At 39.2% G+C, this 14,791-nt stretch carries 12 protein-coding genes and 1 pseudogene; 1 reads left to right on the top strand and 12 read right to left on the bottom strand.

The window, feature by feature from the left end; genetic code table 11:
* Nucleotides 1-261 precede the first annotated feature (261 nt).
* The 6 genes from G5B12_RS14190 to G5B12_RS14165 form a co-directional block, all read right to left on the bottom strand.
* Nucleotides 262-408, bottom strand: a complete 147-nt coding sequence (locus G5B12_RS14190) for a hypothetical protein (RefSeq protein ID WP_172677208.1) — start codon at nt 406-408, stop codon at nt 262-264.
* 94 nt (nt 409-502) lie between these two features.
* Nucleotides 503-6,397 (bottom strand): SpaA isopeptide-forming pilin-related protein, encoded by a 5,895-nt coding sequence (locus G5B12_RS14185; protein ID WP_174088586.1) that lies wholly within the window; start codon nt 6,395-6,397, stop codon nt 503-505.
* Nucleotides 6,398-6,867: 470 nt separating this feature from the next.
* Entirely contained in the window at nt 6,868-7,536 is a 669-nt protein-coding gene (locus G5B12_RS14180) for a sigma-70 family RNA polymerase sigma factor (RefSeq protein ID WP_174088584.1), read from the bottom strand.
* 165 nt (nt 7,537-7,701) lie between these two features.
* Nucleotides 7,702-7,839, bottom strand: coding sequence for a hypothetical protein (locus G5B12_RS14175; protein ID WP_174088582.1), 138 nt, complete (start codon nt 7,837-7,839; stop codon nt 7,702-7,704).
* A 156-nt stretch (nt 7,840-7,995) separates the two neighbouring features.
* Nucleotides 7,996-8,448 carry a hypothetical protein gene (locus G5B12_RS14170; protein ID WP_118237782.1) on the bottom strand — a complete coding sequence of 151 codons (453 nt, stop codon included), beginning with the start codon at nt 8,446-8,448 and terminating at the stop codon, nt 7,996-7,998.
* Between the two features lie 143 nt (nt 8,449-8,591).
* Complete coding sequence (locus G5B12_RS14165; protein WP_118237780.1) at nt 8,592-8,852, bottom strand: hypothetical protein; 261 nt, start codon at nt 8,850-8,852, stop codon at nt 8,592-8,594.
* Between the two features lie 634 nt (nt 8,853-9,486).
* Here G5B12_RS14165 and G5B12_RS14160 point away from each other — a divergent pair.
* Nucleotides 9,487-10,554, top strand: a complete 1,068-nt coding sequence (locus G5B12_RS14160) for a helix-turn-helix domain-containing protein (protein ID WP_118316806.1) — start codon at nt 9,487-9,489, stop codon at nt 10,552-10,554.
* A gap of 79 nt (nt 10,555-10,633) precedes the next feature.
* On the opposite strand, the gene G5B12_RS14155 is transcribed toward G5B12_RS14160, so the two are convergent.
* The 6 genes and pseudogenes from G5B12_RS14155 to G5B12_RS18115 all read right to left on the bottom strand — a co-directional run bounded on the left by G5B12_RS14155 (nt 10,634) and on the right by G5B12_RS18115 (nt 14,649).
* Nucleotides 10,634-10,822 (bottom strand): hypothetical protein, encoded by a 189-nt coding sequence (locus G5B12_RS14155; protein ID WP_118316805.1) that lies wholly within the window; start codon nt 10,820-10,822, stop codon nt 10,634-10,636.
* 189 nt (nt 10,823-11,011) lie between these two features.
* Entirely contained in the window at nt 11,012-11,545 is a 534-nt protein-coding gene (locus tag G5B12_RS14150) for a VanZ family protein (protein WP_174088580.1), read from the bottom strand.
* A gap of 4 nt (nt 11,546-11,549) precedes the next feature.
* Entirely contained in the window at nt 11,550-12,245 is a 696-nt protein-coding gene (locus G5B12_RS17620; protein WP_227158750.1) for a hypothetical protein, read from the bottom strand.
* Nucleotides 12,246-12,328: 83 nt separating this feature from the next.
* Nucleotides 12,329-13,556, bottom strand: a pseudogene (gene glmS / locus G5B12_RS18385) (glutamine--fructose-6-phosphate transaminase (isomerizing)); the annotation flags it as partial.
* A 38-nt stretch (nt 13,557-13,594) separates the two neighbouring features.
* Entirely contained in the window at nt 13,595-13,753 is a 159-nt protein-coding gene (locus G5B12_RS14135) for a hypothetical protein (RefSeq protein WP_158576592.1), read from the bottom strand.
* Entirely contained in the window at nt 13,750-14,649 is a 900-nt protein-coding gene (locus G5B12_RS18115; protein ID WP_174088579.1) for an SPASM domain-containing protein, read from the bottom strand. The genes G5B12_RS14135 and G5B12_RS18115 overlap by 4 nt, the downstream gene beginning before the upstream one ends.
* Nucleotides 14,650-14,791: the final 142 nt, after the last annotated feature.

Genomic DNA, 14,791 nt, shown 5'->3' with positions numbered 1-14,791 from the left:
CGTAGTGATACGGGAATATGTATGTATCCTTATCCAGATTATTTTTTCCTCTGCTCTTTTAGAATTTTAGCCATGCAATAGCCAATACAGGGATTTCTTCCATACGGACAGCCTTTGCATGGAACCCAAAACCTGTGTGCCGGATCTGGATCAGGTGGCTTTTCAGGAAGCTGATAAAAGCATCTCATCTGCCTGCATTCCTTTTTCTTTTCATTCCAGAAATAACAATATTCACAGGATTTCGGCTTGTCCTCTGCGTATCTAATCGCCATCGCTTTCTGACTCCTTTCTCCTGCTCAGTTTTTCCAGCATCTGATCTTCCTGTGATGCTACTCTCAGACAGCAGTACATCACAAAATTAACTGCTGCAATAATTGCTACAACCGCTATAATCAATACCTGTTTCATAATACATTCTCCCTTCATTTTTCCTAGTATTAACCAGAAAGAGAGCATTTATGAATCTTTTTTATCCATAAATGCCCTCTTAACTAACTGATTTTTATTTCTTCTTTCTTGCTACCCATACCGCTGACACTACACCTGCCATACCTGCTACTGCAAGCAGAATCCAAAGCAGCATATGTGTATCATCTCCGGTTTTCGGTGTATCTGTTACCTGTGTAGATGGTGTTTCCGGTGTTGGTGTTTCTTCCGGTTTTACCTCATCTTTCATCACAACTTTCTGAATCTCCCCGGTATCTTCCACTGTGAACTTCACGTCCTCAGCTATCAGATAACCATTAGGGGCAGATTCTTCCCGAAGTGTATACTCCCCAATCGGAAGCATTTCAATGTAATGCGGTTTCTCCTCAGAAGTCCAACTCTCTACCGTTTTACCGTCTTTGTCGAGAATTGTCAGTTTTGCGCCCGGCAGTTCCTTACCGGAAATATCCGTCTTGGAGATCTCTACCTTGGTAACATCGTCTTTCATCTCGATTTTCTGTGCTTCTACGGTATCTTCAACGGTAAATGTAATGCTTTCCGCTGTCACAAAACCATCTGCTGGTTTTGTTTCTGTCAGGGTATACTTCTGTCCGACTACCAGTTCTTTGATGATATGAGCTTCTTTACCGGAAATCCAGGAATCTACAACCTTACCGCTTTCATCAGTTACCTGTAACTTGGCACCTTCCAGCTCTTTTCCATCTGTCAGGGAAGTCTTGGTAATCTCAATTACTGTCGGTTCATCCTCAAAAGTAAAGGAATAAGATACTTTTTCCTTTTCCGCACCTTCGTACTTAAATGTAAACTCCTGTGTTTCATCTGTCGTTGCAAATCCAAGTGCCGGGGAGGTTTCTTTGATATAATACTCAAAACCAATCGGTAAATCTGCCGTAAAAGTCAGTTTGCCTTCTTTATCCGTTGCCAGTTCTTCAATCACAGTATCCGCTTTCAGAATAACTTTTCCGTCTGCTCCTGTAATATCATTCTTTGCACAAAGGGCAAAGACTGCACCTTCCAGTACACGATCAGAATCTTTCTCTTTTTTCACAACTTCCACTTCCGCTTTCTGGCGATTGTTCTGCCAGTCAGCAGAGTAAGTGACTTCTGCAGTATCCTGATCACGATATGTCAGGTCAATCTCTCTTGCCTCATTATCCAGTACAAAACCATCCACTGTAGCTTTTTCTTTGACATAATATTTGCCAAGAGGAAGTCCGGATAACTTTGCAATGCCGGTATCATCCGTTGTAATGGTTGCTACCAGTTCATCTTTTTTATAATAATCTTCACTTTCCCCGTCAGCAGATTTCACGTCCTCTAAAGCAAATACTTCAAAGGTAACATCTTTCAGACTGCCTGTTACATACTGGAATAAATGGCTAATCCATCCTCCAACAGAATCCAATGCCGTTACTTTATCCAAAAACTCTCCATTTTTATTGATGATGATCGTTCCTGTCGGCACATCATCTTTCATTTCCACTTTCTGGATTTCCCCAGTATCCTCAATCGTAAAAGTGATCTCTTCTGCCTTGAGGTATCCATAAGGAGCTATTTCTTCCCTGAGAGTATAGGTTTCCCCTACAGTAAGCCGTTCAATCATATGCTGCTCACCTTTTACAGACTTCCATGTATCAACTACATTTCCATCTTTGTCCAGTACCGTAAGAGTCGCACCAGATAATTCCACGCCAGTAGTCAGGTCAGACTTGGAAACCACAACTTTTGTAGGCTGATTTTTAAATACAGAAGATAACTGCACGACCTTAACCTCCTGTCCCTGGTACTCTGCCTTTACTTCCAGAACTTCATCTGAAGATACATAGCCATTCGGCGCTGCCAGTTCTTTGATATAATACTCTCCAAATGGCAGATCCTGTGTAAATACAGCTTTTCCATCTTCTCCGGAAACAGCTTTTCCAAGAAGTGTGTCTGCTTTCACAATCACAGTTCCATGAGCTTCCATATCATTCTTCGCATAAAGTCCAAATTCTGCCCCTGCAACTGCTTTTTCTGTATCAGCATCCTGTTTTTCCACCGAAATTTCTACCTTCTGGCGTTCATTCTCAAAAGTAGCTGTCTGCTCAATGACAGGTGTTTCCTGATCTTTGTAAGTAAAAGTGACTGTCTGTGCTTCGCTGTTTAAAACAAATCCTGTTGGCGCAGACATTTCCACAATCTTATAACTTCCAAGTGGAAGATTCTTCAGGACCGCTTTTCCCTCTTTATCGGTTGTAACAGTTTTTACAAGTGTTCCGGCTGCATATTCCAGAATACGGTTTCCATTGTCATCTTTCTGGAAATCAGCGGTATAAATATCCTCCGCAGCATAAATGACAAACTCTGCTCCTTCCAGATTTTCTGTCTGATATGTAAAATCATCCTTGAATCCGTCCAGAACTTCGCCCTTTTTCACGATAGTCAGTTCTCCCTTAACTGGATGGTTCTCATAAATTGCTTCAATGATCACATCCCCGGAAGTTCCATCCATCTGATATGCAGTATTAGAATCAACTGTTACCTCATAATAATTTTTATTCAATGTGTAACCGAACGGGGCATTCACTTCCTCAATACGGTAATTTCCGATTTTCAGATTCTGCGGAAGAATCAAATATCCCTGCTCATCTGTAAAATAAGATTTGTGCTTAACCGTTGTCGGATAGGTTGTAACCTGCTCCACATACTTCTTATGATCCAGGTCATAAATCTTAAACTCTGTATTTTTCTGTAATACTGGTTTCTTAGTTTCATCATCCTGTTTGATGATTTTCAGCTTCGCTTCAAACTCATCATCCAGAAGTACTCTCCACGTCTGTGGCTGGTTCGGATTATTCTCTGTGATACGCACTGTAAAATCATCTACCGGAGTATAATTGTGAGGAGTTGTAGTTTCACGCACAATATAAGTTCCATATGGAAGTGCGATACTGCAAGCATAACCCTTTTCGTCTGTGAACATTTCTGTTGCACCATTTTCCCCGATCACAACTGGTGTTGCAGAAGCAAACTCATAGTTTCCGTCTGCTTTCTTTGTCAGGGAAGATTCCAGATATGCCGTAAATCCGGCACCTTTTAACAGATCAGCGTCTGTTTTGCCATTATTGGCTGCTTTGATAATCTGGAACGGCTGTTTCATTACCTGCTCCAGTGAAGTGCAGTCACGTTTAACCTCTGCTACCAGATCGCCTTCATAATTGCAGACCAGATCATGTTCTGTTTCGTCTGCCAGATAACCCACTGACGGACTGATCTCTTTCACATAGTAATCTCCAAGATACAAGCCATCTACAGAAGCCTGTCCATTCTTATCTGTTGTAAGAGTAGCAACCTGCTCCCCGGCTTTATAGATCACACCGGTAATTCCGTCCGGATGAACAATATCATTACGGGCGTACAGTCCATAAATTGCTTTTTCCAGTGTCGCATCTCCCTGTGCAACTGCCTGTTTCGTTTCCGCATCTCTCTTTTCCAGAGAAATCTTAGCTTTGACTCTCTCATTTACAAATGTATGAGTGAATGAAACTTTCGGCTCGCTGTCACTGGTATATGAGAACTTAAATGTATAAACATCTTTAGAATTTCTCAAATATCCCTGTGGTGCCTGTTCCTCTTTGACTACATAAGAAAATTCAATCGGAAGATCTGCGGTAAATGCCGCTTTTCCATCTGCTCCGGTTGTTGCCTTTTCAATCAGTGTGCCTTTCTTCACTACCACAGTTCCATCTGCATCAGTAATGTCACTGCCTGCATACATAGCAAACACGCCACCTGACAATGGATTTTCTGTATCCTTGTCTTTCTTTACAACACTCACATCAGCTTTCTGTCTGTCATTTGTGAATGTCACATCAGAAAAGACTACTTCCACATTCTGTCCTGCATAGGAAAGTGTAACTGTCTTTTCCTCTCCGGCATTATAAAAATTCTCTGGTGCCTGCATTTCTTTGACAACATAAGTTCCAAGATGCAGATTTTTCAGGATACAAGCACCGTTTTCATCTGTAGAAAGGTTTTCTTTTACCAGATCGCCTTTGCTGTAAATCTTCGCACCATAGGCAGAGATAATATCTTCTCCTGCGTATACGTTATAAACAGCACCTTTCTGACGTCTGTTTTCATACTGGAATACAGTGCCATTCTCACTGACATCAGCCCCCGCAAGGATCTGTCCTTCCTTATATACGGTCAGTTCTCCAAGCTGTTCTTTATCCGGTACAGTTGTTGTCGTTGTCTTGCTTGCTACCAGCTTCACATTGTAAGCGGTTGTATTTACCACATAACCTTTCGGTGCTGTGATCTCTTTCAGATATACGGTATCCTGGGTTTTTACAATCGTTGCAGAAGATTTTCCATTGCTGTCCGTTTCTGGCATAGTTGTAATCAGATTTTTACAATCTGAATCACTATAAATACCAAACACTGCTCCCGCAAGGTTTACATCTGCTGCTGAATCTTTCTTCACAACTTCTACAGTTGCAAGTTCAATCCAGGATACTTTAAAGTCCACATATTTCTCATCATCCACGCCTTCTCCAAATACCAGAGCCAGATCCTGATTTCCAGAACCTGTTGAAATCTTATAGGCGGAATAATCTTTGGTAATACTTCCTTTCATGGTTGCTGACCAGCTCTCTGCCACATCACTTACCTGTGTTAATGGTGCAGACAGATAAAACTTTGTACCACCACAAATTTCCACGCTTTCTCCAGCTTTGCTAGTTTTTCCTGTTGTCAGGTTATGAAGCTGAACACCTGCCGGGAGTTTCATGGTAATGGTCTGTAACGCATCTGCATTGAATGTAATATTCTTTGTTCTCTGGCTGTTGCCATCCACATAGGCTTTTACATTTGCATCTGAAAATGACATTGCCACATCTGGGATTTCCGGCTGAGAAACACAGTAATTGTAAAGTTTCATTGCCAGATTCTGTGCAGTACTGTTTGCACCTGAAAAAGCATCTCCACTGCCATTTGCATAAGAAGCAGCTAGATGCACCAGGATAAATCTGGCTCCTGCACTTAAATTTCCATATCCATTCTCTTCTGTGAAAAATCCATCATCTCCAGAAGCTTTTGTGCCGTAATAACATACCTTAGCAAGTGCTTTTCCATCTCCTACCTTATTGATTGTATAAGTTCCACTTCCTGGTCCCGGCTTGGATGGCTGTACACAGTATGCTGTGGCAGATACATTACCAAACTTCACAGTATACTGATAAGTAAGGTAACTACCATATCCATAATCTGCATAACGATACATGGTTCCCCTTGTAACAGAAACCTGCTGTGAACTTCTTGCATTTCCTGCAGAAGCCATAAAGGTTACGGTTTCTCCTGCATCCATTGCATACAGATCAATTCCATTTGTTTCTGCCTGTTCCAGCACTTCAGACACCGTAAGTTCAGTTTCCGTATCAACTGTATTTTCCTGGTGCGACTCTGAATCGTCATCACTCTGCTCTGTATCTCCAGTACCGCTGTCATCGTCAACTGCAATCTCAGAAGAACTCTCTGACTGCGTTTCTGTTTCAGACTCTTTTACAGTGATATTTCTGCTGATTCTGTAAGACGGATGACCACTTACCGGCTCTACCGCATATACTGCCTTGTAGGTATCCGGTGTATGGGTATCAAACTCGGCTCCGGCTTCATTTTTTGCTTCATGGAATAAAATCTTCATTTTACTTTCATCCACTCCGTCAATACCGGACAGATCAACTTCCACTTCAAATTCATCTCCATAGGCAATTTCAATGTCATTTGCTGTTACAATCTCATCCGGATCAAGAGAATCCTGTACCTCTTTTAATTCCGGATACTGCTGTTCAAACGGTATTTCTTCTGGTTCTAACTCCGATGCAGAAACAGCTATCGGCTGAACGATTACAGATGCCAATGTCGCAACTGCCATAACTCCTGATAAGAATCTTTTGAATTTCATTTTCATTTTGACTTAATCCTCTCTTTCTTCACTTATCATCGTTTTTCTTTTCAGCAGGTCTATACCTGCACTATTCAATCATTGGAACCACCTCCTGATATTTTTGTTACTGATACCTGTACATTTCTGAAAAGATAACAGCACATGCATATGGCGGCACCTGCACTAAGCGAAGCACCGCCACATGGTATCTGCTGTCATCTCCAATAAATGGAAATAACAGTTTTAATAAGGATCAAGCATTTAAGCCGCAAGAGGCCGTTCCTTGTAAAAGTGCCTTTCAGCCGTTTCCCTTTCACGTTCTCTCCGAATCCTGGCCGCTGGTTATTATGCGTAGCTGAGTTTCCGGGTATCCCCTCTTGCTATCTATATGAAATTGTCAAGGTACAAGTCCGGGCTTTTTCTTTTTGAAGAATTAACCCTTCACCTATAAAGCTCGGTAGAGGTTGTTTACCAACCCCCTTTTGCAAACTTTTTTATTTTTTTCTCAGTTTCTTTTTCTCATTACTTTCTGCGAGTTCTTCTAAACTGGCTCTCAGCTTGGCAACTGCCTTATTTCTCATGTTGTTGACTGCTGCTGAACTGATTCCATGAATATCGGCGTATTCCTGATAAGTCTGTTTCTCAAAATAAAGGGCATAAATAAGTTCCTTCTGCTTATCCGTCAGCATATCCATCATGTTTTCTGTCATCATTTGCTGAACAATCATTTCCTCCATGTCCGGTGCAATGCTTTCTCCAAGCTGCATTTCTTCCATAGCAGAAGATAAAGAAATACAGCGTTTCTGATTGCAGCTATCCAGATTGATGCTCAGGCGATCTTCTCCTCGAAGAACAAAACGCAGATACCACTCAGCCTCTTCAAAGTAAGATTCCGTCAGATTACATCCATATCCATTTCCAGCCACAGAAGAATAGCGATAACCGGAAATATCTTCGATAGGAAATACTGTTACCCGATTCTGTGCCTGATAGACCACATATCCGTTCTTATAAACAGTGATCGTGACTACGCCTACCTTGTTCTTAATAATCTTCTGAGCAACAACCGGGTATTTCCCCTCCCGTAAACTTTTACAACTCGGTTTCTTTTCGCCTTTCTTTGGAGATTCCACCATTTCTTTCAATTTTCTAAGTGTCAGCATGACAACCACCTTTCTGCCTTTCGGCTCCGGGCTGTCAGCAGACAAAAAAAGCAGCAAAAAAAGACTCCGATCTGCCCGGTTTTTTTTATACCGAGCGACTTGCGAAGCCTCTCCTTGCTGCTTTATGTATCAATCAGCTATACAGGAACACTCCCTGTACGCAGATTAATCAGCGTTCATGTTTTCATTTTCTACCGTAGAGTTTTCAGCCTTATCAGACTTTTCATCTAAAAGGAAACTAAAATCTCCCATTGCGTCATAGGGCTGATGTGTGATAAATTCTAAATATTCATCCTTACTCATTTCTGTTTGCCTCCTCTCTGTTCGATGTATTAATGGTATCAATTCTCCCCTCAAACAACCAGCCCAGTACTGTCCGAATTAAGCTGAAACAACGGACAAAACTGTCCGAATTTTGAGCGTAAAAAAACGACCATCCAGATTATCCTGTAATGATCGTCACCAACTTACTTTTCCATTCATCAATTCTATTAATTCCATACTACCCTCAAAATTCTTTTCAGCATTTTCCATCAGTTTATTTCTAAGATTCTTGTCCGGAATATTATAAAGTCTTTCAAAAAATGCCAACGCTTTTTCCACAAATTCCTTATCTTCTTCTGTCACATTTTTAGCTTCAAAATGAACAGACGTAACCTCTTCTTTTCCGCACTCTTCCCATGTAATATTTTCCTTAAACCATGACTCTGGCTTACCTGTAATTTTAGCTAAATCAGAAGCATATTTAGTAATAGGCCCCTTTCCAGCAACCATTCTGTCAACTGTTTTTTCAGAAAGGTTGAGTAGCTCTGCAAGTTTGGCATGTGTCATATTATTCAAATCATCCAAACAGTTTTGTATATCTTTTCCAATATCCATACGTGTTCTTAGTTTTTTCCCTGCCGACCCCAAGACGAGCTACCTCCTTTCTGAACCGTTTTTTGTATTACCGCCATATAAATGAAGACAATTATAGCCGGACGAAATGATTGACATTTCTATTCCGGCTATCTCATACATAAAATCCGTTCCAGAAAAAAGTAGTGCTTACGTTTTCAGACTTTTATCCTGTAATACCTTCGCAAAATAATTTTCCTGCGTTTATCGTCAACACGTAACAGCCTCCTGCCAAGTACTCTATCAGCAGAGACTTTTCCCCCAACTACCGTTATCATTTCGTTGTTTACCGCTATATAATTTTCAAGTGTATCTTTTCTTGAAACAGTTACTCCTACAACGCTGATAACACTCTGGTCACTTGCTATCATACGCACCGTTTCTCTTATCGTATTTTTATCCATAGTAATTTCTCGCATTCTTTTCGTCTCTCCAGCCACTATACTCACTGGAAATTGTTCTTATTTTACATATTTTTCATACAAATTTAATATATCTATTGCAAAAAAACCTTGACCGTTTTTTCTACGTATGATATACTAATACATGTTGTATTTAACAACTTTTTCTATATGTTCCTCTAAAAAAGGAAAAGAAAATCTGGGTTGAAGGTTCAGATCTAAAGTTACTTATTAGAAGGGCATTCGTATGTGAGCCACAACTAATGTTATATACAACATGATATAGTACTGATAAAAGCCGACACCAATCCTGTTATTTCCAAGTGCCAATTGGATATAGACCAGTAGGATGATGTCGATTTTGTCTGTCTAAGCGTTTTTTAGATCTACTCTCGTGCCAAGGGAGTAGGTCTTTTACATTATAGCATTGCTACCATTTATTGTCAATATGCACTATAACTAATGCGTTATAGTGTCTTTTTTTGTGCAAATTGCATTATTTTACACGTCTATTTTTTAACAGCGTATATCATTTCCTTAATATTATTTTTTTGTGCAGTATTTTGCAATTTTATTATTTTCTTTTCCAAACACATATGGTATCATATATTTAACCAGTAAATGTTGCTTTTTCAGAAAGGAGTCCTGCCTTATGAACAACCAAGAAATTCTCCGCAAAATCGTCAATTACATTGAGAATGTTATGAAGGAAAAATCTTTAACCTCTCGTGATCTGGCTGATATTTGCGTCAAGAAAACCGGGAAAATGTCTCCAAGAACTATCGACAACATGTTTAAAACCCCTTCCTCTACAACTTTATCCACTTTGTTAAAGGTCTGTGATGGATTAGACTTAAACCTTAATGCTGTATTTCATTCTATTGAAATCGCAAAAACATCAGCTGAAAATGGACAGCATCGTTTCATCTTCGACATCGAGCATCCTGCATATAATGGTTACACCGGAAATTATCATGTATTCTTTCTTCCAACCTCTGCTTATCCAGAAGATCATTCAGGTCAAACCCTGGTTCATGGAACACTTCGTCTGGGAGATTTCAATTCTATGCATGAATGCTCCGCTATACTTGACATTGATTCTGGCGATTTTACAAATGAAGGTACCCCATTTTCTAAACACTATGAGGGAACTTTAGTTTATTCATCTAACAGCCAAATGTTCTGCCGACTTGTTTGCAGCAAATACGGAGATATGTGGTTCATGGTTTTTAACCATGGCAATCTCAATAACAAAGAACTTGCCTGCGTTATCGGCTGTGCTGCAACTGCCTCATCTGGTCGTTACCGCCATCCTGCGATACACCGATTCTGTCTGTGTAATATGCAGCAATATCCAGAAATTGATTCCGATACCCGTACACTCATCGAAGGGCTTCTTCGAATACAGGAAAAGCATATCTGGATAAAAAAGAAAACTTTAAACGAACTTCTTCTTCACAATAATTTTGATCCAGACTTTCGACGAAATCTTGAAAATTACTTAAATATTGCTACTGAGTACTATGCACTTCCCAAAAATACATTGAAAGAAGACATTCCTCTTTCTACCTCGGTAAAAGAACTTGCCAAATTATGTAATGAATCAAATCTGGAAAAGACCTTCCACATCTTGAACGAAGATGATCGGGAGCTGTCATGTATTTTAAAGAGTTGCCTTGCAACACCTCCTGCACCAGCGACTCCATCCGAAGCAGAATAACAAAAAAGGAGCCAGGAACATCTACTTCTCTGTGTAAATGTTTCTGACTCCTATTAGTCCTTCGCTTAATACCAATTTATTAAACGGTCACAATATTCTTTTTTACTTCATATACAGTTAAAGTTCCGTCTTTCTTGCGTCTCACTTCTGCATTATTTCCCCGGTCTGTAATCGTACTGATTACATCCAGCAAGTATAATGCTCTCTCTGTCTGTCCCACTAAATATGTACTCTTTTGTTCGCCAATCTTTTTCAAATCTGATCTCATCTCCAGTCCTCCAAGCAATATAATATCACTCAAACGGATAAGGGAAAGAAAACCGCTGATGAGTTTCTGATAAGCCATCCCGAAACAGTGCTTGACTGTTGCTTACCATATAGATTCTATCCAAAGGATCAGTGCTGACCTCCTGTTTCCTTCTGACATTTATGATTATACTATCAGAACATACGTTCGTCAATCCCTAATTTTATTTTTCATAAACAAATTGATTATTATGCTTCCGATCATACAACCAAGCCCATTATGAATCATATCATCCCATTCGAATAATCCACGCATAAATACCAACTGACTGGTTTCTATTACTGCTGATACCAGAACTCCAAACAATAATGTCCGATACCATTTCACTTTATGGTTTGCAATTATCGGTAATAATGCTCCGGCCGGAAGCAGCAATATACAATTCAATAAATTTTCTTTTAGCAATTCCCAGTCTTTGTATTTAAAAATTGCCTTCCATGACCAGAATGGTATCAATTCATACTGGCGAATAGTACTTGTTCTGGTAAATACCGTAGAGCCAAACACAATTCCAAGAAATATTACCATCGTCACAATAGCCATTGCCTGTATTATATTAATCTTTTTTCTACATACACATCCTGCTACCACAATAACTGTCAAAAGCAGCAATACACTAAATGCCAATATCTCATATTTAGACCACTTTTTATTATACGTTGTCCATATCTGGTAAATATCCATTCTACTACCCTTCTGTTTTAATCAGACCAAACCGACAAAATATCGCATATAGATAGCTCGCTCCAAATACCTTTAATTTCTTCGGTCCGTTTACATTTCCCTTCATCTCCATCGTTTCTTTCAGAGCAATATTTACACTGCTTCTGGTTATTGATTTCTTTTTCCGGTCAATCAGAATTTCATTTCCATTGACCGTATAATGAAATCTTAATCCCTTTACAGTCGTAAAAGAATATCCTGAAAACAATTTTAACGTCTCCCACAAATGATTTTCCAGTAATTCCAATGATTTATCCATGCAGTAATGCAATTTTTCAATTTCCTGCTTTCTTTTCCGGTACAATCTACACCTCTCTGCATACAGGCTTAATTCATCTGCATTGTATATCATTTTTGTATACGGCAAATAGGAATGAACCGAAGATCTGCTCAAGCCAGTCTCCTGCATAATCTCTGAAATATTTTTTCCATTTTCCCATAACGAAATAACCTGCTCACTAATCTCAGTATGATACACCCCCACCGTAATTAATATTTTGCGTGTTTTCATTAAGGTAATGCCGAACTGTTCTGATATTTGCCGTAATGAATTTACTGATCCACCGCCTGCTCCAGACATATATGCTTCAACAATACAGTTCGTAAACTGCTCCATTATCTTTTCCGAATCATATCCTGGTTTCTTTTTTGGTCTTCCCATTTTCGTGTCAATCCAATCAAATTGTACTAATACTCTGGGCGGATATCCCTCTATGCCAACCCAGAGTACAATTTCAAGTATTTTTATTCCACAGTCACACTCTTTGCCAGATTTCTTGGCTTGTCTACATTCAGTCCTTTCGCCACACTGACATAATATCCCATTAACTGTAACGGAATCACTGCAAGGCTTCCTACGAAATGCTCATCAATTTTTGGAACGTATACTGCAAAGTTTACCTGATCTTCAATCTCATATTTCCCATATGTTGTTAATCCCATCAAGTATGCCCCACGGCTTTTACATTCTAACATGTTACTAATCGTTTTCTCATAAAGGTCACTATGCGTTAATACACCAATTACCAAAGTTCCTGGTTCTATCAGGCTGATCGTACCATGTTTCAACTCTCCTGCTGCATATGCTTTCGAATGAATGTATGAAATTTCCTTTAATTTCAAACTTCCTTCCAAAGAAATCGCATAGTCAATTCCTCTGCCAACAAAAAAATACATCATGTGCATTTGCATATTTTGCAGCAAACCATTGAAGTCTTTCCTTATCCTGCAATATCTTCTGGATCTTCTCCGGAATTGTCAATAGCTCAGAAAGATAATTGCTGTACTGTTCTTCTGTAATCATATTTTTGACTTTTGCAAACTGAACAGCCAGACAGTACATTGCCACAAACTGAGCACTATAAGCCTTTGTTGTTGCTACCGATATTTCCGGTCCGGCAAGTGTATAGAATACTTTATCTGCTTCACGTGCAATACTGCTGCCAACAACATTCACAACTGCCAATGTTATGATTCCTTTTTCCTTTGCCAGGCGTAACGCCGCCAACGTATCCGCAGTTTCTCCAGATTGACTGATTACTATAACCAGAGAGTTTTTATTCAATGACATTCTTCTATATCTGAACTCTGAAGCAAGTTCTACTCTTACCGGAATATCTGCCAAATCTTCTATTACATATTGTGCAGCCATCCCAACATGCCATGCAGAACCACATGCAACAATATAAATCTGATCAAATCCTAGGATTTCATCTTCTGTAAGCTCAACCGAAGATAAATCAATACAATTATCTTTTATTACAGAACCTAAAGTGTCCTTGACTGCTTTCGGCTGTTCATGGATTTCTTTCATCATAAAATGTTCAAATCCCGCTTTTTCAGCAGCTTCGGCATTCCACTTAATTTCTGTCGTCTGTTTTTCGATTTCATCTCCGTCAAGATTATAGAAATGAGCTTCTCCCATTGTTAATCTGGCAAATTCCAGATTAACAATATAATAGACATTCCTCGAATTTCACAGTGTCAGGCACCTTATTTTTACATCAACAATTAGTAATCGTTCCAATCATCATTCCAGTCATCGTTCCAGTCATCATTCCAGTCATCATTCCAATCACAATCATTGTAAGAATCCCCTGACCTGTCATGGCTGTGATCATGTGGATATTCATCCAGAATTTCTGCAATGATTTTCATCCCGTTACTCATATAGATTTCCTCCTGTCTTTTATTGTATTTATAATATGTGAATATAATATTTGATTTGCCGAACAGAAATAGTTTATTTCATTATCCCTGTCTGTCCTCGGACACCCATATCCGCAAATATCTTTTACAGAACACTTGTTGCAATAATCCCTAACCTGTTTTTGTATCATATTAAACAGCTCCTGATGTTTACTGCATGATACCATGTCTGAAATACTACATTCCGAGATATTACCTAAACAATTTTCTTTTCGCAAATTATATGGGTCACAAAAGAAAGCATCTCCTGAAGGCAAAAATGTTAGATAATATCCACACCGTTCCCTTTGATGATGGCTACAACATCTGTGTTTTCCTGTCAATATTGCTGAAATAGCATTATTAAATTCCCTGATATTCACTCTTGCTTCGCCATCAAAATATAAATCAAAAAGATCAGATAAGTAATAACCAAGTTTTTCTGAATCTACAGAACATTTGTCATCTGGGTTATAACAGTAACATAGTCCACAGTTTTTAATACTATTTTCCACTAGAAAATCATAAAAACTTTCAGCCCCATTCACAATATGCTTATTTGTAATAACACTTAATATTCCAAATGACACTTTTTGATTTTTCAGTTTATCCAATATAGAAATCGTTCTTTTAAACGACAGACTTTCATCCTGAGAAAAATGTGCGTTTACACCAATCGGTCCATCCAAACTTATCCCAATGCCAATATGGGACGTTTTAAAAAATCTGATCCATTCATCATCTATCAGTGATGCATTTGTCTGGATACTGTTAGTAAACTTAACACCTGTCTTATCTGAAAGTTCTTTCTCATATTCATAAATCTCGTAAAAACGCTCAATTCCCCATAACAGCGGTTCGCCACCATGAAAAAGCACTTTTACTTTTTGGTTTGTTTCCGCATTAATTTCCGCTGATTCTTCTAATATTTTTTTTACTGATTATTCCGGGACTCTCAGAGCCATCTGTCCGGACTTTGAGAGCCACCATTCCGGAGAATGGGAGCCATATATTCCGGTA

The sequence above is a fragment of the Blautia sp. MSK.20.85 genome (genome assembly GCF_013317245.1).
GTDB lineage: Bacteria > Bacillota > Clostridia > Lachnospirales > Lachnospiraceae > Blautia_A.
Note: the sequence above shows the minus strand (reverse complement) of the source record. Positions and strands in the feature narration are given on the sequence as shown.

Excerpts from the sequence above, each read along its gene's own strand:
- G5B12_RS14165 (WP_118237780.1), bottom strand. The coding sequence starts at position 8,852 with ATGCGAGAAATTACTATGGATAAAAATACGATAAGAGAAACGGTGCGT.
- G5B12_RS14155 (WP_118316805.1), bottom strand. The coding sequence starts at position 10,822 with ATGAGATCAGATTTGAAAAAGATTGGCGAACAAAAGAGTACATATTTA.
- G5B12_RS14175 (WP_174088582.1), bottom strand. The coding sequence starts at position 7,839 with ATGAGTAAGGATGAATATTTAGAATTTATCACACATCAGCCCTATGAC.
- G5B12_RS14135 (WP_158576592.1), bottom strand. The coding sequence starts at position 13,753 with ATGAGTAACGGGATGAAAATCATTGCAGAAATTCTGGATGAATATCCA.
- G5B12_RS17620 (WP_227158750.1), bottom strand. The coding sequence starts at position 12,245 with ATGGGAAGACCAAAAAAGAAACCAGGATATGATTCGGAAAAGATAATG.
- G5B12_RS14185 (WP_174088586.1), bottom strand. The coding sequence starts at position 6,397 with ATGAAAATGAAATTCAAAAGATTCTTATCAGGAGTTATGGCAGTTGCG.
- G5B12_RS14160 (WP_118316806.1), top strand. The coding sequence starts at position 9,487 with ATGAACAACCAAGAAATTCTCCGCAAAATCGTCAATTACATTGAGAAT.
- G5B12_RS14190 (WP_172677208.1), bottom strand. The coding sequence starts at position 408 with ATGAAACAGGTATTGATTATAGCGGTTGTAGCAATTATTGCAGCAGTT.
- G5B12_RS14150 (WP_174088580.1), bottom strand. The coding sequence starts at position 11,545 with ATGGATATTTACCAGATATGGACAACGTATAATAAAAAGTGGTCTAAA.
- G5B12_RS14180 (WP_174088584.1), bottom strand. The coding sequence starts at position 7,536 with ATGCTGACACTTAGAAAATTGAAAGAAATGGTGGAATCTCCAAAGAAA.